The following is a 24,913-nucleotide window of genomic DNA, read 5'->3' on the forward strand; positions in this document are numbered from 1 at the left end:
CAATACTTATAGCAGCTGTTTCTTTGACAAATCCAGTCCCATACATTTGTAAGGAAACACACATGCAATATAGGAAAGCATCTAAAACTACATCCTGTAGCTGATGAAAAATATCCGCTCCGCATACTGTATTCTGTAAATAACCATGAAATAATAAAACATATGGCAGGTGATGAGCATGAAGAAAATCCCCATTGGGTTGAAGGATTACCGCAAGCTGAAGGAAGAAAACTATTATGTCGTGGATAAGAGCCTGATGATTAAAGAATTTATGGATCGGGGCAGCGAAGTCACCTTAATCACACGGCCAAGGCGCTTTCACCGAAATATTGCCGATACCTTTGGTATCCGACAAGAGGCGCGCTAGTAACGGGAAAAACAATCAATATGAGTAGGCGCCTGCCCGCCCATGGCGTGCTGGCAGAATTTTTTGATGTCACAAAGGATTCACGGGACATTTTCAAAGACACTGCCATTATGCAAACAGAATATGCAAGGGATATCAATTCATATCCGACTATTTTTCTATCCTTCGCAGATGCAAAGGGTGATAAGGATAATATCGTCATGCAGATGAAGCTCCAACTGTTAAAGGAATATAAAAAAAATGAGCAGGTACTTGAACATATCGATCGGTTTGAAAAGCCCGGATTTGATTTAGTTATGGATGGTATGTCCCATTTACAGGATGGCTCTTTACAGGCAGTTGTAAATGCTATCAGCTTTCTGATGACAAAATGCCATCAATATTACGGAAAACGGGTAATGCTGTTCATTGATGAATAGGCGCTGCCCTCCCATGGCGTGACGGGTACAATATGGGAGGCATCGACATCTACACTGCTAGTGGGCAGAGCCTAATCCATGGTCAGTTATAAATTATCTGGATAGAAAGCAGTTAATTCCTTTCTGGGTGAATACCAGTTCAAATAAAATGATAAAAGCTGCTATGCGTGAGTGTGATAAAACCTTCAAAGAAGGATATGAAGAGCTGATCGAACGTGGGACGGTCACAGCTTTGGTTAATTATGAAGCATCGTTCTACGAAATCAAAAATACCAGCAGCCTTTTGGGATTGTTTGCGCCTCAAGCGGGCAGTGCCTGAACGCCGGTTACCTGACAACAAAAACTACGCTGGATGCGTTAGAAGGCAGATATGTGTTAAGAATACCAAACAAGGAAATAAAAAGAGAATTCCAATCACTGACAGCCTATTATTTTCATACAGACGAAAGCAGTGTAACTATGCTGCTGGAGGATCTGTTACAAGGAAATCTGGAGAAGTTCGCCTTACGCTATCAAGCCATATTGGAGGATACTGCCAGCTATTATGACCTTATGAATGAAAACTCCTATCAGGCCCATTGGCCCGCAGTGCGTACGTTACTTTTAGGTATGCTTATGCCTTTAGAAAACAGCTATAAGATCATCAGCAACCGTGAAAAGGGGCAGGGCAGATTTGATATTTGTTTAGAAAGCAGAAAGCAGGACAAACCATCCTTTCTTTTTGAATTGAAGTATACAAAGGATGATTCTGTAAATCTTAAGAAACTGGCCATGCAGGGATATGAACAGATCTTTGCTAAGCAATATGATCATGGCTCGCATCATGTGATACGAATCGGTCTTGCCCATCGCGGCAAACAGGTGGAATTATACCCAGAGAAATAATCTGTAATAACACGTAAAAACGCAGTCTGAGAGCAGGCTGCGTCTTTTACTTATATCATGAATCTCTATCATGAGGATACTTCTTTCATACTTATGTCTACAAATTTAATCACAAGCAGCTTCTTTTGTATAATGAAACATTGCAATAATCTGCTCTGCACATCGGATACCGTCAATTGCCGCTGAAACGATTCCACCGGCATATCCCGCTCCTTCTCCGCAGGGATACAGTCCGGAAACGGATAGACTCTGCAAATCCTCTTTCCCTCGTTCCAGGCGAACGGGGGAGCTGCTTCTTGTCTCCACTCCGGTCAAAACAGCATCTCCCATCGCAAAGCCCTTCAGTTTATGATCCATAGCAGTGATTGCCTCTTCCATTGCGCTTGTCACATAAGCAGGAAGCACCTCATGCAGATCACAGGGAGTTACACCCAGTGCATAGCTTGGCTGAACACTGCCCATCGCTGTGCTTGCACGATGCTTCAGAAAATCTTCAACCCGCTGTGCAGGTGCACGATATGCTCCACCGCCAAGTACAAACGCTTTCTTTTCCAATGCCTCCTGATAGGCGATTCCATCCAGTGCATGCTCCCCATAATCCTCCGGACGTATCTGTACAAGCAGCGCACTGTTGGCATTTTCCCGGTCACGGGCATGTTCACTCATTCCATTGACGACCACACCGCCTTCCATGGAAGTGGATGGAACGACGCTTCCCCCCGGACACATGCAGAAGGTATAGACGCCACGGCCGTTGGATGCGGTATGTGTTAATCTGTATTCTGCCGCAGAAAGCCGCGGATGTCCGCAAAGCGTCTTATACTGCGCTTCGTTGATCAGCGTCTGTGGATGCTCAATTCTGGCACCGATTGCAAACGCCTTGGGATGCATGGTCACACCGCGCGCATGCAGCAGCCGGTAGGTATCCCGGGCGCTGTGTCCAATGGATAAAATTAACTGATCCACCGGTATTTCCTCATCGTTGACAACAATCCCGCGCAGCTCCCCCTGTTCAATTATCAAATCCTGCAGGCAGCTGGAAAAGTGCACCTCTCCACCCAGCGCTATGATTTCCTCGCGCAGGCGCTTCACAATGTCACGCAGCAGATCTGTTCCGATATGCGGATGTGCCGTATACAGTATATCCTGTGGCGCACCAAAGCGGACAAGCTCCTCCAGAACCTTATGTACACGCAGATCCTTGGAGCGGGTAGTCAGCTTTCCATCGGAAAACGTACCGGCTCCCCCCTCACCAAACTGCACATTGCTCTGCGGGTCCAGCTTACCGTTTTGCCAGAAATCCTCTACCCTCCTGACTCGATCCTCCACACACTGTCCGCGTTCAATAACAAGCGGACAGTAGCCCATCTGTGCCAGCAGCAGTGCCGCAAACATACCGGCAGGACCAAAGCCGACAACTACGGGACGATGCGTTAAGCCGATGACACCCTTTTTCGGATATGCATAACGGTACTCCTGCACGCGACTGACATCCTTAAAGTGCTTTCTAAGCACCTGCTCCTCATGCTTTACTCTGCAATCAATGCAATATGTAAAATGCACATCCTTCGCCCTGCGAGCATCCAGACTCTCCCGATAGATTCTCCATGACAGCAGGTCTTCACTGGAGATATGGAGTTTGTTTATAATTTTAACCGGCAGCTGATCCAGTGATTCTGAAAGTGTCAGCTTGATTTGGTGTATACGCAGCATGATATTCCTCCTATTCAGGCATAAAGATGCTTTAAAAACTTAACTTTTCTGGAACATATAATTATAAAGCAGGACATAATGAGCGTCAGCAGCATAACCAGTCCGTAAACAGCCAGAGAATTCATCAGCGGCCATACCCGAAGCAGCAGATTAACAAACATAATATGCATGACATAAATCAGCAGTGATAAAACACGCAGTGTCTTGTATACCTTGCTTTTCGGCAGATGAATACGAAGCAATCCCAGAAACAGAAAGAACATACATGGCAGCAGCATGGCATACATACTTGTCAAATCATGCATGAAGCCGTTATCTTTCAGTGCGAAGCATTCCGCAAACAGCAGTCCGGCGCTGAGCAGGAATCCCAGCAGTACCTGCCAGTTTTTCAGGTACAGTGTCCGCTGTGCAAACAGGGCCCCCATAGCGATAAACATCACGCCGAAGAACAGGCCGTTGCGTGTTGTGGAAAATACCTGCAGATATGCCTGATATACGCTTTGTATCCCCGGAATCTGCATCAGATAACCACCGTAAACATTACCAGCCATGCCGGTCAGATACAGGAGAAATCCAAAAAGAATCGTTTTGCCAAGACCCAGCTTAAAAAGGCAGATGTAAACAACAGGCACTGCAACCAGCAGCGCAGGCAGAAACCAGAGGTGGTAAAAGCTTCCGGTAAAAAAGAAATCACGAACGTACAGCAGCACACTGTTTACGGTAATACCATCCTGCCCCTTCAACAGCAGATAGGTAAAGGGCAGATACAGAATGGTCCAGATGATATAGATTTTACAGAGCCTCCACAGATAGTGCTTCAGCTTTGCTTTGTTTTCGTAATCATTGTATTCGCGTTTGAAATCCAGCTTACGGAAAAACAGAAAGCCGCTCGCCACAAAGAAGAACGGTACCGCCAGTCTGGCCAGAATCTGTACAAGGATAAAGTTGCCGGTGGCATCCACATCCAGCAGCGGCCCGGTGTGAATGCAGACCACCAGAAATGCACTGATGAATTTAGCAACATCCAGCGCGTAGTAAGTTTTTCGTTCCACGTTAATCATCCATCCCTTCTCTTGAAAAATAGCCACACCTGCTGTGGCTATTTGTATATTCTCGGTACCCGCTGTGAAATCCAGCAGAGTGTTTCATTGTTTATGGTATGTGCAAGTCTGCTGAGTTCATCAACGGAAAGAACCTCATCACCGTCACACCCGATCAGAGTAGCGACATCGCCTTCACTCACACCATCAAGTCCGGTGATATCCACCATCATCTGATCCATACAGATATTGCCGATAATGGGAACACGCCTGCCATGCAGCAGCACACAGGCTCCCTGATTGGATACACTGCGCGGAAAACCATCCGCATATCCGACAGCCAGTGTTGCCACCCTCGTACAGACTTCCGCCTTGAAATGACGGCCGTAGCTGACCGTAACACCGGGCTGAATATCCTTTACCAGGGAAACATTTGCCTTCCATTCCATGATGGGCTGAAACTGCGGTGCCGTGCGAATTGCCAGTGCATCATCGCTGGTAACTCCCATCCATAATAGACCCGGACGTACATAATCATAATGCAGGTTCGGATAATTTAAAATTCCATAGCTGTTCTGCAGATGCGTTGTACCGGGGTCAATCCCTTCTGCACGCAAATCCGCCAGAACACGTTCAAACAACGCAATCTGGTGATTGGTGAAGGCACAATTTTCCTCATCCAGACAGTCACTGACACTGAAGTGGGAGAAAATACCGCAGACATCCAGATGCTCCAGACGGTACAGCGCTTTGATATCCTCGATATGATATGCATGATCCTGTGCGATAATACCGATTCTGGACATACCGGTATCCACCTTGGCATGTGCTTTGACAACAACATTCTGCTCTTTAGCATATGCGTTCAGCTTTTCTGCATACTCCTTTGATACCAGCGTTTGGATCAGGGAAGCCTCGTTCAAATAATGAAAATGAACAGGCGGCGTATACCCCAGCACCAGAATCGGACTTTGGATGCCGTTTTCACGCAGTCGAACGCCTTCGTCAACACTGCTTACTCCAAAAAAGTCAATCCCCTGCTGTTCCATCATTCGGGAGCATTCCACATCGCCGTGCCCATAGCCGTTCGCTTTGACGATTGCCATAATCTTGCTTGTAGAGGGAATCAGCTTCTGTACTTCCTTTATGTTATGTGAGATCCTGGTCAGATCAATTTCCAGCCAGGAACGCGTATTGCTCTTCAGCACATTTTCCACCTTCTTCATTCTTCCATTGCCAGTGCAACAAGCTTGTCAATCAGTTCCGGAAACGGAATACCGGCCTCCTTCATCATAGTCGGATAACGGGAGGTGTCGGTAAAGCCAGGAATGGTATTGACTTCATTCAATATGATGGTATCCTCCGGTGTCACAAACATATCAACACGGGTCATTCCCTTGCAGTTCATGGCACGATATGCCTTTTTTGCGATTTCTCTTGCTTCCTCAAACAGCTTCGGACTGATTCGTGCCGGACAGTAGATATGGGAATCCACCATCTCATATTTCCCCTCATAATCGAAGAAAGGCGCAGCTGTTTCGATTTCATCCACACTGCCCGCAAAAAGCTCCTTGTTTCCCATCACAGCTACTCCGATTTCAAAGCCCTCAATGGTTGTTTCCAAAATAACCTTGCCCTTGCCGTCATGATAGAAGGCATCCTTCATCGCTTCCTCAAAGCCGTCAAAGGACTCCATCCTGTGAATTCCAAAGCTGCTTCCGGCATTGGCCGGCTTGATGAAAATCGGAAGTCCCAGCGTTTCCTTCGCATGTTCGTATACTTTGCGATAATCCAAATCATCAGCCTCATATACACATACAAACGGGGCACACGAAATACCGGCATGCTCCATGACGATATGTGCCATTTCCTTATCCATACAGATCGCACTGCTCATGTGCCCGCAGCCGACGTATGGGATGCCACTCAGCTCAAACAAGCCCTGAATCGTTCCGTCCTCTCCGTTTTTTCCATGCAGAATCGGGAAGATGCAATCCACCTCAATGCGTGTAAAGGTTCCATCCGCATGCAGCTTCAAAAAGCCCCTGCAGCCTTCACTGCTGGACAATACACACGGTGTACAGTGCGCCTCACACAGCCAGGTATCATGCTCGATACCATCCACATCACCATCATATGCATACCATTTCCCATCCTTGCTGATTCCGATGAAAATAAGCTCATAGTGCTCTTTATTGATTTTGTGAATCAGACTTCCCGCAGAATGCAGGGAAACCGGGTATTCACTTGACTTTCCTCCGAATATAATCGCTAATTTTATCTTTTCCATATATATGTACTCCTTACTGTTGTTCCTTTACCAGCTCATCCACCACTTCATCCAGCTTCATTCCGCGGCTTCCCTTCACCAGCAGCATGCATTCCTTATGCATATAGGGTCTCAGGTAGTTCAAAAGCTCTTCCTTATCTGTAAAATGACGCACCAGTGTATGCTCCATATTATCTCTTGCCCCCTGTGCAATATAACATGCCATGTCTCCGATTGTGAGAACCTCCTGCAAATGATAGCTGCTGATATCCTTACCCAGTGTGTAATGAATCATATCACTCGTTTCTCCAAGCTCCAGCATATCGCCCAGCACCGCCAGTTTATAGGGTATGTCAAATTCCTCCATGGTATCCACCGCAGCCAAGGCACTCTGCGGATTGGATTTATAGGAATCATTCAAAATCAGACACTGATTCACCCTGACAAGCTCATTGCGCAGTCCGGTCTTCTCCACGCTTGCAAAGCCCTGCGCTATTTCTTCCTCATCCAGCCCAAGTGCCCTTGCAGCGATCCATGCCGCTGTGGCATTCATCGCCTGATGCTTTCCAATCATGTCCAGGTGGTACACCTGATCTTTGATGGAAAAACACAGACCGTCTGGCAGCTGATGCACCTGATGCACGACTACATCATTTTGCTCATCCTTACCAAACGTACGGATTTTAATGCAGCCCGGTATCTGCTTTTCAATGGCGGCATTGCGCAGAAGCTGCTGATCTCCATTATAAATCAGCAATCCATGCTCCCCAAGCCCCTCTGTAATCTCCATCTTCGCTCTGGCTATATTCTCCATGGTTCCAAGGTTTTCCAGATGTGCAGTACCGACATTGGAAATAATAGCGATATCCGGACGCACGATCTGTGTCAGAAAGGAAAGCTCCTGCAGATTCTCCATTCCCATTTCCACAACCGCAGCCTCACAGTTTTCCGACAAAGAAAGAAGTGTTAACGGTACACCGATTTCATTATTGTAGTTTCCAAGTGTTTTCTGCGTAATAAAATGCTTTGCAAGTACGGAGGCAAGGATATCCTTCGTACTCGTTTTTCCATTGCTGCCGGTAACTCCGACAACCTTCATATTCAGCTGATCACGATAAGCCTTAGCCAGCTGCTGCAAAGCTGCTGTTGTATCATCTACTAGAATGACGACAATCTCCTTGGGAGGATTCGCTTCCCTTCGTTCCCACAAGACAGCCCTCGCACCGTTATAAATGGCCTGCTGCACATAGGCATGCCCGTTGTTGTTCGCTCCATGAATCGGTATATACAGGTTTCCCTCTACCACCTTTCTGGAGTCAATGCAGACACCCTGTATTTTTTCCTCAATATCTGCATTTTCTATGTAATCCGCATCCAGCATGCGGATAATAGCGTCTATCGATCGGATAATCATATGGTTCATCCCTTCTGTTTCCTATTTTCCTAAGCGCTTCTGTTCTCATGAAACGAAATAGGACTATATACACGCTAAATATTATATCATAAGCATCAGAAGTTGAAGCAAAGAATTTCGTAAAATTCATCAGCTTACGTAAATCGTAAGAATGTAAGCCTTTAACGAACTACACGGCAAAAAAACCACCGGAGTCAACACTGCAGCACCGTGGCTTATGAAACAGGGTATTGTGAGAATGGAATCACCCTGCACGCTTTTTTATACCGGCATCCACCCTGTAAGATGCACAGCTGCCTAGCGCTTCATGATCGGAGAATAGATTTCAGTGATATTCTCTTCCATATCTGCCACCTCATCCGGATGCGTGATGTAGACATCATACGGCGGAAGCCGATAGATATAGCCTTCCGTTTCCATCCATTCCTGATGCCTTGCATAGACGGAAGGAATCTGGTGATAGCTTCCTCTGCATACGGTGCGGATACACAGCCCCGGTGAGAAATCACGCGTACCCGTAACCCGCTCCTTTACCGGAATTGCAAATTCCATATCGAAGCCTTCATCCTGATACTCCTTGCTGTGATATATGGAAAGCGGCGCCTTGCAGATGGTCAGCCGTCCTTTGCGAATTTTTTCAAACAGTGGCTCATAAAAAGAAATAAAGCCCTTTGCACAGTCCTCCATATTTACCATGCGCCGTGTCGATAAAAGAAACATCTCCGGTACCTCGACCAGCTGTATATCTATATCATCCAGATATGACATGATCATCTCTTCTTTCTGCACTGTCGCTACATCCGCTTCCAGCTCATGAAGAGTCTGCTGCATCCAGAGTATCTGCTCCTGCAATATTTTGCGATGGGAAAGCAGGGCATTTTGCAATAGCTTTGATTCTCCCTGCTCCTCCCATTTCAGCAGTGTACGGATTTCATCCAGTGAAAAGCCGTATGTCTTCATACGGTTGATAAACAGCATATTCTTCAGCTGTTCGATGGCATAATAGCGGTATCCGCTTTCTGCCTTGATACAAATCGGATTCAAAAGATCAATCGTTTCATAGTATCGCAGCGTTTTGGTGGAAACCTTGCATATTTTGGAAAACTCACCGATTGTCAGCATATTTATTCCTCCTGTTAACCTTTATATTAAACCCTTACCCCGGGGACAAGTCAACCCGCAAAATACGTGCTCACTGAATGGATGAGATGCAGATCTGCCATGCGGATGCACAGATAAGACGCGATTACGTTGTGTTCCCCAAGCCTGCAATCATCGTTATCGTCTGCTGTATGAAAAAGGAAAGCCGGTTATCCTATAGACAGCGACAGCTTTCCTTTTCTACTGGTAAAATAGAATTATATGCTTGATATCAGATTCACCTAACCGGTAGGTCAAAATAACGCATATCTTATCTTACAGCTCCTCCAGATAAGCCTTTAAAAGTGTAAAGGTCGCATCGAAGGATGCCAGATCCAGCGCTTCCTGCGGTGTATGAATATCCTGCATCTTCGGTCCCATGGTAACGATATCCATATCCTCATCCATGGCTTTGAAAACACCGCATTCCAGACCACCATGCACAGCCACCAGCTGCAGCTCTTTTCCCAGCACCTTTTGACATACTGCTTTCAGACATTCACGCATAGGAGAATCCGCACGATAGCTCCATGCCGGATATCTTGCCTCATGCTCGCTGTGAAAGCCGAATACCTCCGCAAGCGCATCCATCTCCATCGCCAGTGTATCCACATAGGATTCCATAGCTCCGCGTAAGGAAGCGTTGATGATGATTGCCTCCTCTTGCGTTGTCACAACACCGATGTTGCTGGACGCTGTACTCAGTCCTTCAATGCTCATGGAATGATGACGCAGACCGTTTGGCAGTGTCATCAAAAGCGTGATCACCTCTTCACTGTCTTCAATGCATAAGACACCGTCACACGCCACTTCCTTTACAGCGACGTCAACACCGGCATCACTGAACTCCAGCTCCTTAGCAAAGATGGTTTTCATTTCCTGTACACAGGCCGCAACTGTTTCCAAATCCGCCTGACACACAAATGCCGCAGATGCTTCCCGAGGAATCGCATTGTCCTTGATTCCACCCTGTATCCAGCTCAGCTGTACACCATACCGACGGTTCAGCGTGAACAAGACCCGTGCCAGCAGCTTATTCGCATTCCCATGCTCCTTGTCGATTTCTCCGCCGGAATGTCCGCCGTGAAGTCCGAACACATCAATCTGATAGCCATTTCCATCATGCGGCACAAGAATGCGTTCCTTTTGCATAATGACATTCACACCCCCTGCACTTGTTGTGCAGGTGGCATTTTCTCCGCCATCATCCAGATTGATCATTCGCTTTGCCTGAAAATATTCCTTTTTCAGTGCCATGGCACCAAAGAGTCCCACCTCTTCCTGTACTGTAAACACGCATTCCAGAGGCGGGTGCTTCGCATCCGGATCGCTGAGCAGAGCCAGCATATAGGCAACACCGACGCCGTCATCTGCGCCAAGTGTTGTTCCCCTTGCCTTTAGAAAGCCGTCTTCAATATACAGCTTCAGTGCATCCTTTTCAAAATCAAAATCCGTATCCTTGTTCTTTTCGCATACCATATCCGTATGTGCCTGTAACAGCACAGGGGCATGATCCTCATAGCCGGCTGAAGCATCTTTATAGATGATGACATTATACAGTTCATCCTGTATCCATTTCAGTCCGTGTTCCTTTGCAAACGCCACCAGATACGCACTGTATGCCTGCTCATGATAAGAGCCGTGCGGAATTGCCGTCATTTCTTCAAAATACTTCTGATGAGCCTTTTCATGATTCAAAATATGTTCCATAGATTACCTCCGTATGTTCCCTGCTATTGTACCACATTTCATGAAGAAAACTCTATTTCACACCCTAAAAAGCCCTGATTTTTAAAACGGCACGGAGCTGCTGAAACTGGAGCTACTGATAGATCCATACGCCAAGCAGACCGGACAGCAGCATCAATGCAATCGGATTGATTTTCCATTTTCTGCTGATCCATAGCACGATGGCAAAAATAGCGACTGCCGCAGGCTGCAAAGAGGTCAGCTTCAAATCCCCGTTTTTGAAAAACGCAATTGCAAGCAGAATCAGTGCGGCGGACATGATCAGCCCCAGCGAGGCTGCCTTCAGGCCCTTCAGTATTTCCATGAAAAAGACGGAGGAGGAAAACCGCTGAAAGATATGATAGAGCACATAGGAAATAAGCACGCCCATACAAATGCAGCCAATGGTGGCTGCCAGTGCTCCGCTGACACCGGCTACCCGCATACCGACAAAGGTCGAGGTATTGACAGCCAGAGGCCCCGGCGTCATTTGCGAAATGGTTATGATATCCGTAAATTCCCGCATGCTCAGCCAGTGATTGGACAGCACCACCTGATCACGAATCATCGGGATGATGGCATAACCGCCACCAATGCTGAACAATCCGATACGGAAAAATGCAAAGAACAGCTGCAGCAGCTTCATATTCGCACACTCCTTCTCTTACAGTAAACACGCACCACACAAAGCAGCGCACTGGCGATGATAAGGATCGCCACGTTGATCTGAAAAAAATAATTCAGCATGCAGACAAGCGGTGTCATGAGTGTAAAAAAGAATTCCTTTTCCTTACAAATCAGTGCGTACATATCCACAATCAAATCCACGATCAGCGCTGCCACACCAGCCTCCATTCCATGCAGAACAGCCTGTACGACCGTATTGTTTTGAATAACGGCATATAGCCTTGAAACTACCGCCAGAATCACTAACGGCGGTAAAATCGCAGCGATACAGCTGATGATCATTCCACTTACCCCTTTGACACGATAGCCTGCCAGGGCACTCATGTTAATTGCAATCGCACCTGGTGAGGATTGTGCAATCGCCGCAATCTTCATGAGCTCACCCTCGTCAAAATAGGCTTTTTTCTCCACATAATATTTTCGTATCATCGGTATCACCACATAGCCTCCGCCAAAGGTAAAGGTGCTGATAAATACATTGATACCAAACAGCCAGACAATATCTTTATAGCTTTTCATTTTTATCACCATGTTTATGATAGCATTTGACACCGGATACATAAAATTATATTATTTTATAAGATAGATAACCAAATGGTTATGGAGGTGAACATGGATATACGCAGATTTCGAATTTTTCAGGCAGTGGCTCAGGAAAAAAGCTTCACAAAAGCAGCACAGAAGCTGTATATGACGCAGCCTGCCGTATCCAAAGCAATTCATGAGCTGGAGGAAGAACTGCAGTTTCCTTTATTTGAACGGTTTCCAAAGAAGACGATTATGACGCCGGTTGGTGAACAGTTTCTCCAGCAGGTACAGCAGCTGCTGCAGCTATATGACAGCATGAAACAGGATGCTGCTTCGTTACAGGAAGCCTCCATATTACAAATCGGCTCCAGTATAACGATTGCCAATGAGCTGCTTTGTCCGCTGATGAAGCAGTTGCAGCAGGCTTACCCAAAGCTGCAAATCCGTGTCACCGTAGCAAGTACCTCAGCGATTCTGGAACAGCTGCAGCAGCATGCGATTGATATTGCGTTTCTGGAGGGTGTCATACAGCAGGATTCTCTAATTGTCCAGCCGCTTTCCTTCTACCAGCTCAAGGCAGTCTGCAGTCCGGATTTTCTTGTCCATCATATGGTAGACAAGCTGAATACCCTGGCAGAGCTTCCTCTTCTCTTACGGGAAAAAGGAAGCGCAATCCGTGAAACCTTTGACAGCTTTATGCTATTGCACGATCTATGTCCGCAAGCCGCTTGGACATCGACCAATTCCACAGTTTTAATGAAGGGGGCACAGGAGGGCTTTGGAATCGCCATATTGCCGGAGCGAATGGTAAGAAAAAAACTGAAGCAGGGAGAATTATGTGAAATCCAATTGCCGCAGCTAAAGCTTATGAATGTCAATCATATTGTCTATAAGAAGCATAAGCATCTCAATGCCCCTATGCGTGAGCTGTTGAAGCTGGCAGAAAAACAGGAAGCTTATATGTAAATTTTACAATATAATACCTGATTGTCATTTAGTCGTGCTTCCTTTCATCAATGTTGACTTTCATTTTCGTGAACTTCCGCCAGCTATAGAGCAAGCGGCTTCTAATGAAAGCTTGCACATTCATCAAAACGTTTTGTTCGTGTTCAGATACACGTAACTGGTACGTTCACCGTACCTCTACTCCATCGCTCTCGCTTTGGCATACATGGATATACTTTTCGTATGATATTACTTGCTCCATTGATATCGGCATTCATGAGAATGCCGTTTTTGCTTCTGTATAATCCTCGCTTGATTCTTTTCCCTGTGAAGGTATGCGCTACATCGTTTCCATAGACTGGTATCTGATCCTCGTCAATGGAACTAGCCTTCGATTGTATTGCTTCTTCACAGACCACGACTCTGATTCCTGCCGCTTCTCCTTTGTATTTGATCATTTCGATCAGCGTACGAAACGGTATCTGCACAAATGTCTGATTGTTCTTCTTCCCCATATGGATACGCTTCTTCCAACCCGCATGATTTCCTACGACGATAACTTCGATTCCTTCCTCCACACATAGATCTATTATTTTTCTTGATGCTTTGTGCAGGATATCCTTTACACGTCGATTTCGCTTTTCGCTGATACGTTTCATTCGTTTTGTTTGATGGATCCCTTTGCTATCCTTCTTTCCAGTTCTTAGCAGTGAGCGATAATGTGCGATCTGTTTGTTATAGAATTGATTGACTGCTTTTATTTCATTTCCTTTTATCAGCACAGGGTGGTGTCCACTCGTAAATGCAATCGCCATCAGATTATCAACACCAATATCAATGCCGGCTACTCTGGTTGCCTCATGGATTGTAATCGTCGGTTCCTTGATTTCTATCTCGCATACGATTTCAAGATTGATAGTATCTCCATTGGGAATCAGACGTACTTCCTTCAGCTTCTGTTCATGCAGATCCATCTTACCAAGATCATATCGATCACGTACACACCCTGCCTGCAGCACTGCCTTAGGAAACTTTACATACCAACCATGTTTGTCTTTTCTCAGTTTGCATATCTGATTGGTAAAGATCAAGGGTTTATAACCGTCTTTGTCTGCATATCGAGGGATATGGGGGATTGCTTCATATTTGTCTGGATGTGCTTTGTAATCAGCTAAAGCAGCAAAAAAGCTTTTCCAGTCACGATACAGCATATGCAAAACATTCTGATTTGCCTGCGCAGGAAGAGCACGGTAATCGATCTGGTCACGCAATTTAAAAAAACCATCCAGATGCTGCATGGAAACAAAGCGATGATCATGATCAATGATGTGGATTGGTGTGCTATGATGCTTTTGACGTATGACATTCAATTCATCAACGACACCATTGAGTTCTTCCAGGACCTGTAACTCATGTGGAAAGCGATCCTCATTTGATTTGATGGAAGCACTGTACGCATTTCTTACATGGAACGAAGCAATGTTGTACAGATTTTTAGCACGATGTGTAAGAGCAGAAAAGCCGGGGGTTTTGCGGGTGATTAGCAGATAGGATACTAGAATATGTACGATATGATTTCATATTGGAAACCCTCCTTTTGTTGGCATCATTATACCACGAACGCAAGAGAAATTTAAGGAAAGATTCGTGAAAAACAGAAAGAAAACAAGGATGAAAAGAAAGATGGCTGCATTCATCACCCACCTGCTCATCGACCACTGAGGTGGGGGTATTCTGCCTGCTTTTTAGATAAAATAAAAGCTCGATTATTTAGAAGCCTCTATATCAAAAGCAAAAGGACTGCATAATCAGTCCCTTTGTACGTACATTCTTGCCTGTTTCCCACAATGCGCCAGTCCTATTTTTATCACCTTCTGCATAGGATAGCCATATTGCTTTTCTGTAATCTGGATACATGCCTGATGTGCTAAATCCTGTAAATCTTTGCTTACATCCTTCGTATATTTTAATTCAATGATGATGGATGGATCTTCTGCATTCCTGTTTTTTAAACAGATATCGAATCTTCCCTCACCCTGTTCCCGATTACTGATAATCTCATAACGGTTATCTAAACGTATGAGCATTCCCAGTAACAGCGTTTGATATGAATTTTCATTGATTAAATCAAAATAGCTCAATGTTTTCATCAGTATTTTCTGATAACCGTCTAAAAATGCATCCCAATTCTGTTGAAGGAATTTATCTAGTAAAATATCCAGACTATTCTTGTCTATATGAAGATAATGTGCTGTAAGCGAACTAAATTCACTTACAATTTCTTTGTTTGGTATCCTTAGAATATATTTCCCCAATAATGGATCAACAACTTTTTCCACTGTTAAATAACCGGCATTCAGGCACTGCCCGCCTGAGGCGCAAATAATCCCCACAGACTGCTTGTTTCTCTGATTTCAAAAAAGGAAGTTTCAAAATTAACGAGAGTATTCACAGTTTCTGTTCTTATCAGCTCTTCATATCCATCTTTGAAAGATGCCTCGCAGTCCTGCATCGCTGATTTTATCATTTTGTTTGAACTGGTATTCCCCCAGTAAGGGATAAGCTCCCCACGATTGACATAGTTGATAATCGACCAGGGATTGGGCTCTGCCCACTAGCAGTGTAAATATCAATTCCTCCCATATTGTAGCCATCACGCCATGGGTGGGCAGCGCCTACATCTGTCGCACTGCATCGTCATATACAAAACCATAGGCTTCCAGCAGTTCCTTAACCTCTTGTTTCGTAAAACCAAAATATTCAGCATATTCTCGATCCTTAACGGTACATACAAGCGGATTATTCAAATCAGAAAAGATGTTTTCTTTTGCAACCCGCTGAATACCTATGAGCATGGCATACTGCAAATCATTGCTTGTTTTCAATGAAGTGTGCAGCATGGATGCAAGTCCACCACGTAATTCATCATAAAAACCAAGAGCATGCGCTTCGATAAACGGTGTATCACGCCATGGGCGGGCAGCGCCTACTCATCGATAAACAGCATAACCTTTTTTCCATAATACTGATGGCACTTTAACATCAGAAAGCTAATGGCATTTGTTAATTTATCTAAACTGACATTTTCCTCCTCCATCAGTCCTGTGGATATCCGCTCAAGCTTTACCCTCTCAAATGTCCTTAATTCCTCATAGACATGTGCATACGTGTCATATGCCGTCATTAGCTGGCTTTTGATCTGATAAATAATGTTCTCCTTTGAACCTTTCGCATCCGCAAATGTTAGAAAAATCGTAGGATACCTATTTATATCATCCGCTGTAGATGTATGCATGACAGCAGTATCTTTGAATATCTCTCTGGAGTCTTTCGTAATATCAAAAAACTCCGCAAGCACGCCATGGGCGGGCAGCGCCTACTCATATTGATTGTTTTCCCCGCTACTAGCGCGCCTTTTGTCGGATACCAAAGGTATCGGCAATATTTCGGGTGAAAGCGCCTAGGTCTTGTGATTAACGTAACCTCACTGCCCCGATCCATATATTCCTTTGTCATAAGGCTTTTATCTACAACATAATAGTTTTCATCCTTCAGCTTTTTTATAATCCTTCAGCCCGATTGGAATCCTCTTCATAACATCACCTGCCATTTTCTTTATTATACCATAGAAATATCAAATCCAGTCCTTCACAGCATGAAAACATAAGGAATCACAGAAATCATCCATTGATAGGACATCAAGCTTACAAAATAAAAAATATCAATAGCGTATCCTCTACATCTATTGATATTTTTATTCATAATCATCTTTTGTATAGAACTTATTTTGTGACAAACAATTTATCATTTAAAACATGTAGGAAATAGAATCTCTTTTTATCCAGCATATCTAAAAATCGCCACTGCAATTCTTAAAAATGCAGTACAGATAACACAACCATCACGGCGACGACCATAAGTATCAGAATGCGATAGATTGCTTTTTTCATGAATTCCACCTCTATTTCGCTATTTTCACTTTAGTCCAGTAATCAGAAATCAGCTTCTTCGTCTTTTCATTATATTCAAAGATCTCGTCCTTCGGATACCCGACACGCGGCATATACGCATTGTTTCCATAAAATTCGCCATCCTTGCCGCTCAGCTCATCCAATACCTCGCCATTGCTTGAAGCATAGCCGACAAACAATGAATTTTTCATACTCTGCTCATATTCCAGAACGAAGTTGATATATTCATTTGCCAGCTTCGGATTTTTGGCATCCTTTGGAATTACCATGGCATCACTCCACAGATTGGTTCCTTCTTTCGGCATGAAATATTCCATATCCTCATTCTCTGACAGTATGAAGGCTGCATCTCCGCTGTATACCAGGGCCAAATCCTTATTGCCGTTGATCATCGCATCGATGACCTCATCTGTCACGATTTCCGGATCCATCGTGGATACGGCTTTCACCAGCCACTCATAGGCCGCATGCAGCTCCTTTTCGCTGGAGGTATTCATGGAATAGCCCAGTGCTTTAAGAGCCATCATGAAGCTGTCGCGTTCCGAATCATACAGATACAGTTTTCCCTTGTATTTTGTATCCTGGAAAATATTGAAGCCCTCTTTTTCCAGATCGGCTTTTGCCACGTTGTTTTTATTATAGACAATACCGACCGTACCCCAGAAATACGGTGCAGAATACGTGTTATCAGGGTCATAGGACAGTCCCTTGACACCGTCTGCCAGCACTGCCAGATTCGTAACAACGCCTTTATCCAGCGGCTGCAGCTTTTCTTCCTTGATCAGACGCTCAATCATATAATCACTCGGTACGAGAACATCATAGCTTTCGCCCCCCTGCAGCTTGGTATACATCAGCTCATTGGAATCAAAGGTATCGTAAATCACCTTTACCCCATACTGCTTTTCAAAAGCCGCATTGACATCCGGATCCATATATTCTCCCCAGTTGTACACCTTCAGCGTATCGCTGCCATATTTCGCAATGGCATCCTCTGTCGAGGTGCTGCCGACACCGCCCTTTAAAGCGAATAAAAGTCCTCCAATCACCAGTACAAAGCACATACCGACAATGCCGCTGACCTTATAGGAAATCGGCTTATTGTTGCGGGCTGCCTTCTCACGCACCAAAGGAACAATGTTCACAATGAGCAGCGTAATGGTAATCATAATGACAATCAGCGTGGATAAGGAGTTGATGCTCGGATTGATCCGCTTACTCATCGTCCAAACCAGTGTGGAAATATTTTTCACTCCGTTGCCGGTCACAAAATATGAGATAATGAAATCATCAAAGGACATCGTAAAGGCAATGAGCGCACCGGATACCACTCCCGGCATGATCTGTGGAACAATGACCTTCCACATTGCCTGCGTCGGTCTTGCGCCCAGATCCATAGCCGCCTCTGCCAGGTTGGGATCCAGCCCGCGAAGCTTCGGCATGACACTTAAGATCACATACGGCGTACAAAATGCGATATGTGCCAGCAGCATGGTCAAAAAGCCCTTTTCCATATGCAGGGACACATAAAACAGCATCAGTCCCACCGCAGTAACGATTTCCGGATTCATGATAGGAAGATCGTTGATCTGCTGTACAACCTCCCGCACGATACGGCGCGATTTGCTCAGCCCGATGGCGGTAATCGTTCCGACAATCGTGGATACAAACGTCGCCACCACCGCGGTAACCAGTGTATAATAGATGGCCTCCATCATATTGCGGTCATTGAACATCTTGTGATACCACTGCAGGGAGAAGCCGTCAAAGCTTGTCAGGGAGCGGCTGCCGTTGAAGGAAAAAATCAACATATATAATATTGGAAAGTAGAAGAACACCATCACACAGCCGAGGATGAGTCTTCTGGAAAGCTTGCTGTTTTTCATTGCACATTCCCTCCCCGTTTTGCACGGACGCTGTCATCTCCCTTATCCAGACGCCGTGTTACATACATACTGATCATGATAATCACTGCCATGATCATGGAAATGGCACTTCCGAAATTCCACTCACCTACCGTAATAAACTGATTTTCAATGACATTTCCAATCATCATGTAGCCGCCGCCACCCATCAGCTTGGGAATGACAAAGCTGGACACTGATGGCAGAAACACAAGCGTAATCCCGGATATCACACCGGGCAGTGATAAGGGAAACGTAATCTTACGAAACCGTTCCACGCGGTTTGCGCCAAGATCATTTGCCGCATCCAGCAGCGAGCGGTCCATTTTCGCCAGCGAGGATTCAATCTGCAGAATCATAAACGGTATAAAGTTGTACACCATCCCAAGCACCACGGCACCATCCGTATACAGCAGCTTCGCAGGCTCCATACCGAAGTAGGTCAGAATGTGATTGATCAGCCCGTTATCTGCCAGAATACCAATCCATGCGTATGTACGCACCAGCATGTTGATCCACATCGGCAATGTAACAAGCAGAATCAGAAGATTGCGCTTGCTGGACTGGGATATTGCATATGCTACCGGATACCCGATCAGCACACACAATACCGTTGTCATTAAGGCAATCCTGAGGGAAAGCCACAGCGTTTTTAAGAAATCAGGGTCTGTAAAGAATTTTTTGAAATGCTCCAGTGTAAACTGCAGCGTTGCCACATCATTTCCCTGCTTCGTAAAGGCATATACGATAATCAGAAGCATGGGAATAACGATCATGGCAGTAATCCATATGATATACGGATATGTTAATCGCTTAAAGGTCTTCATATCAGTATCCCATCTTGCTCATGACATGGATATCCTCCGGATAGAAGCTCAGACCCACTTCGGCTCCTTCCTCGGCGATATCCGTTGTATGAACCTTAAATTCCCTACCCTGTGTGGAGAAGGTTACCTGATAGGTTCCCGCAGTAATGTTATCCGGATCAAAATCATAATCCACATCGGAAATTTCCACATCGCTTTCATCACTCAGCTTCCAGCTCTGTGCATTTGCCCAGGTTTTCAAATCGGTATCAATGGCTGCACTCTCCTTCAGCTCGTCCACGGTTTTAAAGAAATTGAAGGCGGAAATCGCTTCGTTCGCCTTTGGATTCTCCACGTATTTCTGCTGCACCACAAACACCTTGATGGATACACTCGTTCCGGAGCTTGTGGAGAAGGTAACCGGATACGTACCGATCTCCTCCGGTATATCATATTCAATTTTATTGATGGAAATATACTCATCATCCTGCGGGCTCCATGCCTGTGCATCCGCACGGGCGATGATTTCCGCATCGTTGAGCTCCTTCACATCCTCGATATCCACATAGAAGTCATTGGCGGAAATACGCTCTTTGGCATCACTGCTGGAAACGTCGTGCTCCTCCGTTACATTCATCATGACACTAACGGTGGTTCCCGGAACGGTTTCCACCATGATTTCATAATGCACGCCCTTAAACAGCACACTTTTCACGATACCTGTCATTTTGCCGTCCTCTTCCTTCACGATATCCAGATCCTCCGGACGTATGACGACATCCACCTTTTCGTTTTTCTTAAAGCCGAAATCCACGCAGTCAAAGCTGATATCATCAAACATCACCTTGTAATCATCCAGCATAACGCCCGGTATGATATTGCTTTCCCCGATAAAATTCGCAACATAGCGGTTCTCCGGCTCATTGTAAATATCCGTCGGTGTTCCTACCTGCTGTATTTCGCCATCCTTCATGACCACGATTTTATCCGACATCGTCAAGGCCTCTTCCTGATCATGGGTTACATAGATAAAGGTGATGCCAACCTCCTGCTGAATCTTCTTCAGCTCGTACTGCATTTCCTTACGCAGCTTCAGATCCAGTGCACCAAGCGGCTCATCCAGAAGCAGCACCTTCGGTTCATTCACCAGCGCACGCGCAATTGCGATACGCTGCTGCTGTCCCCCGGATAACAAGGTGACATCCTTTTTCTCATAGCCCTCAAGACCGATCAGCTTCAGCATCTTCAGCACCTTCTGCTCAATGACATCCTTACTCATCTTCTTGATTTTCAAGCCGAACGCAATATTGTCATATACATTCATATGCGGAAACAGTGCGTATTTCTGAAATACCGTATTCAGCTCCCGTTTATAAGGAGGCACATCCGTGATATCCTCCCCGTCGAAAATCACATGCCCCTCGCTTTGATTCAGAAATCCCCCGAGAATTCGCAAAAGTGTTGTTTTCCCGCATCCGCTGGGTCCCAGCAGTGTCACAAATTCATTCTCATAAATATCGAGATTGATTCCCTTCAGCACCAGTGTACCGTCAAAGTCCTTTACGATATTCTGAAACTGTATCAGCTTTTTCTCTTCCATTGCTTACGCCTCCTTAAAACAGCGGCGGTGTGGTGATCCACAATACCCGCGCCTCATTCTTTCCGTTGTTTTTCAAATAATGCCGGTATTTCCCGTTAATATAAAAGGTTTCCCCCTTTTTTACAGGATATTCCTTATCGCCGTTCACCAGCGTGATCCTGCCCTCCAGCACGTAGCCGAATTCCTCCCCGTCATGCGGGTCAAATTCCTTGCTGCTGCCCTGTGGGGACAGCTCCAGCAAAATCGGCTCCATTTCATTTTTCTGCGCATTCGGTACGATCCAGTGGATACAATACTCCTCATGCTCATCCACGAAATAATCCTCCTTTTTAAAGACGACCTTGTTCTCCTTGCTGTCTTTAAAAAAAGACGCCAGGTCGGTACCCAGCGCCTCTAAAATATCCTCCAGAGTGGAAACGGAAGGGGAGGTAAGGTTACGTTCAACCTGCGATAAAAAGCCCTTCGTTAATTCACTCCGCGACGCGAGTTCCTCCAAAGTAAGATTGTTCTGTGTTCGCAACTGCCTTATCTTCTGCCCGATATCCATACATACCTCCCTTTGTTTAGTAATACTAAACTTTCCGTATGATATTTGAAACAGGATGATTATATCATAAAACCGGACATATGCAATACCCTGTATGAAAAAAGTTTAATATTTTAAACTTTTTGTTTAATAGAATAACAAAACCAAAAAGTTTCCATTGGTAAACAGGAAAAATTCCGGTTTAATCACATATTTTCACATAATTTACATATCTTTTAACTATATCTTTTTATTATAGTAACTGTGGGCAAAGATATTCTTCGCCTAGATAGAAAATAACTCCCCTAATTATTTTCTATACATTCTATCCCCTTAATAATTTATTGTATTAAGAAAAAAGGCGTATCCCTAGCGCCTTTTTTCTTGTTTCAGCCTTTGCATAAAGGCATATTGCCATTCTATTCATCACAAGCTATGCGGCATTCTCTATACGAAAAGACCGCATTTCGATACAGCAGACATATCCTCCCTCATACAAACACATAATTCATATGCAAAGGGGAATCACCTGCTATGTTAATCGCTTACATCCTAAAAACATGTATCATGCTTATGCAAATATAAACTTTTCATTAACTTGGATTTTTCTGCGGTTATGAGCTTTACAACACGGTGCCTTCCCTCTATAATGTTACTGTTGCCGCCTGTAAAGAAAGATACCTAGGCAGTATTTTTGCGGCATGCCACCAATGGGTGGCTTTTTTTATCTCATGAAGGAAGAGTTGAGCATCCTGCTTTGCATGCAGGGCAAAGGCACTGTACGGATACTTCACCATAAGGGAAACTGCATAAGCAATTCATCCTGAAGCTGTCTGAATTCCTTTTCAGTGAGCATACCGCTGTTTTTTCTAGCCTCCAGAATGCGGCGCTCATACTGCATAACCTCCTCATCCAGAAGCTTTTGGTCATTGGCATATTTCCCAAACCGGCAGACCCTCGCATATTCCTGTCGATGTGCCTTCCAGATTTTTGAGCGATACATGGAATCCCCCTCCCACAATCTGCTTTGAAACCGATACCGTTTTTTTTCCATGAAATCCGGAAATGACAGATAAGCCATACAATCACCTCAATGCTAGTATAGACTATATTGTTACATAATATATGTCACAATAAAAAAACTGCAGAGCTTTATGCATTCTGCAGCGTTTCAGCATCGGATTCTGATGCTACCTCCACCCGTTCGATATAGCCCTCCTGTATCAGAATCTCCTCCATATGATAATCCATCATGATACCGATACCGACATCCATCATTTTTCGCAGACACTTCAAAAGCATTGCTCCGCGGTTTGTCAGCGCATATTCAATCATGGTCGGCTTTTTATGAACATGGACAATCCGGGAAACAAGTCCCAGGGCAATCAGCTCATCCAGTTGCTCCATGATTTCTTTTTTCAGCATGGAGGGGATGGCTTTACACAGCTCCTCCAGCCGTTTTTTGCGTTTTTCCATTTCCCAAAGCACCAAGGCCTTTTCCCGCTCCTGCGCGATATCCACACTCAGGGTCAGCGGGTCTTTATATGCAGTTACCTTCATCATCAACACCTCTTGCGTACATCCTATCAGAAACATGCAGTTTGTGCAACAATGCCTCTGCAACTTGACACTTTTTAGGAAAAAACGGCTTTACAGACAAAAAATGGAAAAAGCCGGTTAAGGGGTTCCGGCTTTTCCAAAAATTATGTTATTTAAGGGGATAGAAAATTGTATGAATTATCATTAGGGAGAATGATGAGTACATACAAGCAAGGTTAACTTCCCTGCTCGTGTAATAGTATATGATATTTATTTGGATAAAAAATGTTTAAAATACGTGAAAATATGTGAAGCATTTTACTAGGAATTAGACAGCAGCTTCTGCTTTGTCATCTCCAGAAATTCCTCCAGATATTCCCGGTTCAGAGAATAGTACAGGCGGTTGTTTTCCTTACGGAATTTAATGAATCCGGCATTCATCAAAGCCTGCATATGATAGCTGATGGTTGGGGTTGTGAGCTGCAGCTCCTTGGCAATCTGCGCCCCATAGGCACATTGCCGGGATACATAGCACAAAATTTCAAACTTGCTTTTATCACTGAGCAGCTTCAGACTGGTGCAGATGGTATCCACAGACATGCCCGCCTTCTTATATTTCAGAAGAGACAGTATATCCAGCCCCCAGATGAGGGTTGCCTTTCCATGCTCATTCAGATCCTGTGTCAGAAAGGACAGGGAACGAAAACCCGAAAAGGCTGGCAGGATCAACAGCTCCTCGGATTTGAACAGAACCTCGTCCAGCTTCATACCAGTAAACTCACTCAGTTCTTTCAGCAGTTCCTCATGATTCTCTATCATATCCTCAAACTGCCTTGCTGCCTCAGCATATTCCTTCTGATACCGGTCCAGCACTGCAAGCAGCTTAATAAAAAGCTCCTCCCATCGATCCAGTACGGCCGTCATATCCTGTGCCTTCATCAACAGCTCCCATTTATCCTCAGCTGATAGAGAGGTGGCATTGAGATCCTGCAGAAGAACCGCATCCTCCACATTTTTATAATCCTTATCTTCATCGAAATTGCTGATATACGCACGAATCAGACAGAGGCGGTCTTTCTCGCAGACCCTGCGCAGCCTCTGCAGCTGCAGCTTCCAGTCTGTTTCCTCCATATCCAGATAACTGATGAAAAAGCTGCGAAAAGGAGTGACTTTCCCGTTTTTCTTATCTTCAAACAAAAGTGACAAATCTTTATAGTCCTGCAGAAATACAGCATCCACCTCGGAACGAATATCGATTAAAACGTCGATATGAGACTGGATACGGTTCTCCTCCTCAATCGGCAGATGCTCTCCCCGCAAGGTCTCCTCATAGCGTTCCTTTCTGAGGCAGTCCTCCAGCAGCTCACAGCATTCCAGCATAGGCTGAAAATGGTTTTTAAACAGGATTTTCACTCTCGCCAACTCCTTTACA

Annotated in this window: 25 protein-coding genes and 2 pseudogenes; 6 read left to right on the top strand and 21 right to left on the bottom strand. The window is 44.9% G+C overall.

From position 1 onward, the window contains the following. Nucleotides 1-178 precede the first annotated feature (178 nt). The 4 genes and pseudogenes from G4D54_14310 (at nucleotide 179) to G4D54_14325 (ending at nucleotide 1,671) form a co-directional block, all read left to right on the top strand. Complete coding sequence (locus tag G4D54_14310) at nucleotides 179-367, top strand: AAA family ATPase (GenBank protein QJA03536.1); 189 nt, start codon at nucleotides 179-181, stop codon at nucleotides 365-367. Nucleotides 368-387: 20 nt separating this feature from the next. Next, nucleotides 388-786, top strand: coding sequence for an AAA family ATPase (locus G4D54_14315; protein ID QJA03537.1), 399 nt, complete (start codon nucleotides 388-390; stop codon nucleotides 784-786). A gap of 20 nt (nucleotides 787-806) precedes the next feature. Further along, nucleotides 807-1,105, top strand: a pseudogene (locus G4D54_14320) (hypothetical protein). A gap of 53 nt (nucleotides 1,106-1,158) precedes the next feature. Beyond that, nucleotides 1,159-1,671, top strand: coding sequence for a hypothetical protein (locus G4D54_14325; protein QJA03538.1), 513 nt, complete (start codon nucleotides 1,159-1,161; stop codon nucleotides 1,669-1,671). A 105-nt stretch (nucleotides 1,672-1,776) separates the two neighbouring features. On the opposite strand, the gene G4D54_14330 is transcribed toward G4D54_14325, so the two are convergent. The 6 genes from G4D54_14330 to G4D54_14355 all read right to left on the bottom strand — a co-directional run bounded on the left by G4D54_14330 (nucleotide 1,777) and on the right by G4D54_14355 (nucleotide 9,229). Further along, a complete protein-coding gene (locus tag G4D54_14330; protein QJA03539.1) occupies nucleotides 1,777-3,384 on the bottom strand; it encodes a hypothetical protein in 1,608 nt (535 codons plus the stop codon). A gap of 14 nt (nucleotides 3,385-3,398) precedes the next feature. After that, entirely contained in the window at nucleotides 3,399-4,445 is a 1,047-nt protein-coding gene (locus tag G4D54_14335) for an acyltransferase (GenBank protein ID QJA03540.1), read from the bottom strand. A 38-nt stretch (nucleotides 4,446-4,483) separates the two neighbouring features. Continuing rightward, on the bottom strand, nucleotides 4,484-5,650 hold the full coding sequence (gene alr / locus G4D54_14340) for an alanine racemase (GenBank protein ID QJA03541.1): 1,167 nt from the start codon (nucleotides 5,648-5,650) through the stop codon (nucleotides 4,484-4,486). Further along, a complete protein-coding gene (locus tag G4D54_14345; GenBank protein QJA03542.1) occupies nucleotides 5,647-6,714 on the bottom strand; it encodes a D-alanine--D-alanine ligase in 1,068 nt (355 codons plus the stop codon). Before G4D54_14345 ends, alr begins: the two co-directional genes overlap by 4 nt. A gap of 13 nt (nucleotides 6,715-6,727) precedes the next feature. Further along, on the bottom strand, nucleotides 6,728-8,107 hold the full coding sequence (locus G4D54_14350) for a UDP-N-acetylmuramoyl-tripeptide--D-alanyl-D-alanine ligase (GenBank protein ID QJA03543.1): 1,380 nt from the start codon (nucleotides 8,105-8,107) through the stop codon (nucleotides 6,728-6,730). Between the two features lie 297 nt (nucleotides 8,108-8,404). Next, a complete protein-coding gene (locus G4D54_14355; GenBank protein QJA03544.1) occupies nucleotides 8,405-9,229 on the bottom strand; it encodes a MerR family transcriptional regulator in 825 nt (274 codons plus the stop codon). Between the two features lie 77 nt (nucleotides 9,230-9,306). On the opposite strand from G4D54_14355, the gene G4D54_14360 reads away from it, so the two are divergent. Further along, nucleotides 9,307-9,477 (top strand): hypothetical protein, encoded by a 171-nt coding sequence (locus G4D54_14360; GenBank protein QJA03545.1) that lies wholly within the window; start codon nucleotides 9,307-9,309, stop codon nucleotides 9,475-9,477. Between the two features lie 46 nt (nucleotides 9,478-9,523). On the opposite strand, the gene G4D54_14365 is transcribed toward G4D54_14360, so the two are convergent. From G4D54_14365 to G4D54_14375, 3 genes are all read right to left on the bottom strand, one after another. Next, a complete protein-coding gene (locus tag G4D54_14365; GenBank protein QJA03546.1) occupies nucleotides 9,524-10,957 on the bottom strand; it encodes an aminoacyl-histidine dipeptidase in 1,434 nt (477 codons plus the stop codon). 112 nt (nucleotides 10,958-11,069) lie between these two features. Beyond that, the gene (locus tag G4D54_14370) at nucleotides 11,070-11,621 is read right to left on the bottom strand and encodes a chromate transporter (GenBank protein QJA03547.1); all 552 of its coding nucleotides are present in this window, start codon (nucleotides 11,619-11,621) and stop codon (nucleotides 11,070-11,072) included. Beyond that, nucleotides 11,618-12,193, bottom strand: coding sequence for a chromate transporter (locus tag G4D54_14375; GenBank protein QJA03548.1), 576 nt, complete (start codon nucleotides 12,191-12,193; stop codon nucleotides 11,618-11,620). Before G4D54_14375 ends, G4D54_14370 begins: the two co-directional genes overlap by 4 nt. A gap of 81 nt (nucleotides 12,194-12,274) precedes the next feature. Here G4D54_14375 and G4D54_14380 point away from each other — a divergent pair, with 81 nt between their 5' ends. Next, a complete protein-coding gene (locus G4D54_14380; protein ID QJA03549.1) occupies nucleotides 12,275-13,156 on the top strand; it encodes a LysR family transcriptional regulator in 882 nt (293 codons plus the stop codon). 143 nt (nucleotides 13,157-13,299) lie between these two features. Here the strand turns inward: G4D54_14380 and tnpB are convergent, their stop codons facing one another. From tnpB to G4D54_14440, 12 genes and pseudogenes are all read right to left on the bottom strand, one after another. Then, nucleotides 13,300-14,505 carry an IS200/IS605 family element transposase accessory protein TnpB gene (gene tnpB / locus G4D54_14385; GenBank protein ID QJA03550.1) on the bottom strand — a complete coding sequence of 402 codons (1,206 nt, stop codon included), beginning with the start codon at nucleotides 14,503-14,505 and terminating at the stop codon, nucleotides 13,300-13,302. Between the two features lie 438 nt (nucleotides 14,506-14,943). Further along, a complete protein-coding gene (locus G4D54_14390) occupies nucleotides 14,944-15,528 on the bottom strand; it encodes a hypothetical protein (GenBank protein QJA03551.1) in 585 nt (194 codons plus the stop codon). 282 nt (nucleotides 15,529-15,810) lie between these two features. Further along, on the bottom strand, nucleotides 15,811-16,035 hold the full coding sequence (locus G4D54_14395) for an AAA family ATPase (GenBank protein QJA03552.1): 225 nt from the start codon (nucleotides 16,033-16,035) through the stop codon (nucleotides 15,811-15,813). 86 nt (nucleotides 16,036-16,121) lie between these two features. Continuing rightward, entirely contained in the window at nucleotides 16,122-16,493 is a 372-nt protein-coding gene (locus G4D54_14400) for an AAA family ATPase (protein QJA03553.1), read from the bottom strand. Nucleotides 16,494-16,539: 46 nt separating this feature from the next. Continuing rightward, nucleotides 16,540-16,730 (bottom strand): annotated as a pseudogene (locus tag G4D54_14405) (AAA family ATPase). A 366-nt stretch (nucleotides 16,731-17,096) separates the two neighbouring features. Beyond that, the gene (locus G4D54_14410; GenBank protein ID QJA03554.1) at nucleotides 17,097-18,992 is read right to left on the bottom strand and encodes an extracellular solute-binding protein; all 1,896 of its coding nucleotides are present in this window, start codon (nucleotides 18,990-18,992) and stop codon (nucleotides 17,097-17,099) included. Beyond that, a complete protein-coding gene (locus tag G4D54_14415) occupies nucleotides 18,989-19,837 on the bottom strand; it encodes an ABC transporter permease (GenBank protein QJA03555.1) in 849 nt (282 codons plus the stop codon). The genes G4D54_14410 and G4D54_14415 overlap by 4 nt, the downstream gene beginning before the upstream one ends. 1 nt (nucleotide 19,838) lies before the next feature. Further along, a complete protein-coding gene (locus G4D54_14420; protein QJA03556.1) occupies nucleotides 19,839-21,416 on the bottom strand; it encodes an ABC transporter ATP-binding protein in 1,578 nt (525 codons plus the stop codon). 13 nt (nucleotides 21,417-21,429) lie between these two features. Continuing rightward, nucleotides 21,430-21,963 carry a cupin domain-containing protein gene (locus G4D54_14425; GenBank protein ID QJA03557.1) on the bottom strand — a complete coding sequence of 178 codons (534 nt, stop codon included), beginning with the start codon at nucleotides 21,961-21,963 and terminating at the stop codon, nucleotides 21,430-21,432. 769 nt (nucleotides 21,964-22,732) lie between these two features. Then, entirely contained in the window at nucleotides 22,733-23,023 is a 291-nt protein-coding gene (locus G4D54_14430) for a hypothetical protein (GenBank protein QJA03558.1), read from the bottom strand. A gap of 71 nt (nucleotides 23,024-23,094) precedes the next feature. Further along, nucleotides 23,095-23,505 (bottom strand): helix-turn-helix transcriptional regulator, encoded by a 411-nt coding sequence (locus G4D54_14435; GenBank protein QJA03559.1) that lies wholly within the window; start codon nucleotides 23,503-23,505, stop codon nucleotides 23,095-23,097. 297 nt (nucleotides 23,506-23,802) lie between these two features. Beyond that, on the bottom strand, nucleotides 23,803-24,894 hold the full coding sequence (locus tag G4D54_14440; GenBank protein ID QJA03560.1) for a winged helix-turn-helix transcriptional regulator: 1,092 nt from the start codon (nucleotides 24,892-24,894) through the stop codon (nucleotides 23,803-23,805). Nucleotides 24,895-24,913 lie beyond the last annotated feature (19 nt).

Origin of the sequence: [Clostridium] innocuum, assembly GCA_012317185.1 — a bacterium.
Classification (GTDB): domain Bacteria; phylum Bacillota_I; class Bacilli_A; order Erysipelotrichales; family Erysipelotrichaceae; genus Clostridium_AQ; species Clostridium_AQ innocuum.

Coding starts and splice junctions, on each gene's coding strand:
- G4D54_14310 (QJA03536.1), top strand. CDS start 179: ATGAAGAAAATCCCCATTGGGTTGAAGGATTACCGCAAGCTGAAGGAA.
- G4D54_14315 (QJA03537.1), top strand. CDS start 388: ATGAGTAGGCGCCTGCCCGCCCATGGCGTGCTGGCAGAATTTTTTGAT.
- G4D54_14330 (QJA03539.1), bottom strand. CDS start 3,384: ATGCTGCGTATACACCAAATCAAGCTGACACTTTCAGAATCACTGGAT.
- G4D54_14335 (QJA03540.1), bottom strand. CDS start 4,445: ATGATTAACGTGGAACGAAAAACTTACTACGCGCTGGATGTTGCTAAA.
- alr (QJA03541.1), bottom strand. CDS start 5,650: ATGAAGAAGGTGGAAAATGTGCTGAAGAGCAATACGCGTTCCTGGCTG.
- G4D54_14345 (QJA03542.1), bottom strand. CDS start 6,714: ATGGAAAAGATAAAATTAGCGATTATATTCGGAGGAAAGTCAAGTGAA.
- G4D54_14350 (QJA03543.1), bottom strand. CDS start 8,107: ATGATTATCCGATCGATAGACGCTATTATCCGCATGCTGGATGCGGAT.
- G4D54_14355 (QJA03544.1), bottom strand. CDS start 9,229: ATGCTGACAATCGGTGAGTTTTCCAAAATATGCAAGGTTTCCACCAAA.
- G4D54_14360 (QJA03545.1), top strand. CDS start 9,307: ATGGATGAGATGCAGATCTGCCATGCGGATGCACAGATAAGACGCGAT.
- G4D54_14365 (QJA03546.1), bottom strand. CDS start 10,957: ATGGAACATATTTTGAATCATGAAAAGGCTCATCAGAAGTATTTTGAA.
- G4D54_14370 (QJA03547.1), bottom strand. CDS start 11,621: ATGAAGCTGCTGCAGCTGTTCTTTGCATTTTTCCGTATCGGATTGTTC.
- G4D54_14375 (QJA03548.1), bottom strand. CDS start 12,193: ATGGTGATAAAAATGAAAAGCTATAAAGATATTGTCTGGCTGTTTGGT.
- G4D54_14380 (QJA03549.1), top strand. CDS start 12,275: ATGGATATACGCAGATTTCGAATTTTTCAGGCAGTGGCTCAGGAAAAA.
- G4D54_14395 (QJA03552.1), bottom strand. CDS start 16,035: ATGCTGCACACTTCATTGAAAACAAGCAATGATTTGCAGTATGCCATG.
- G4D54_14410 (QJA03554.1), bottom strand. CDS start 18,992: ATGAAAAACAGCAAGCTTTCCAGAAGACTCATCCTCGGCTGTGTGATG.
- G4D54_14415 (QJA03555.1), bottom strand. CDS start 19,837: ATGAAGACCTTTAAGCGATTAACATATCCGTATATCATATGGATTACT.
- G4D54_14420 (QJA03556.1), bottom strand. CDS start 21,416: ATGGAAGAGAAAAAGCTGATACAGTTTCAGAATATCGTAAAGGACTTT.
- G4D54_14425 (QJA03557.1), bottom strand. CDS start 21,963: ATGGATATCGGGCAGAAGATAAGGCAGTTGCGAACACAGAACAATCTT.
- G4D54_14430 (QJA03558.1), bottom strand. CDS start 23,023: ATGGCTTATCTGTCATTTCCGGATTTCATGGAAAAAAAACGGTATCGG.
- G4D54_14435 (QJA03559.1), bottom strand. CDS start 23,505: ATGATGAAGGTAACTGCATATAAAGACCCGCTGACCCTGAGTGTGGAT.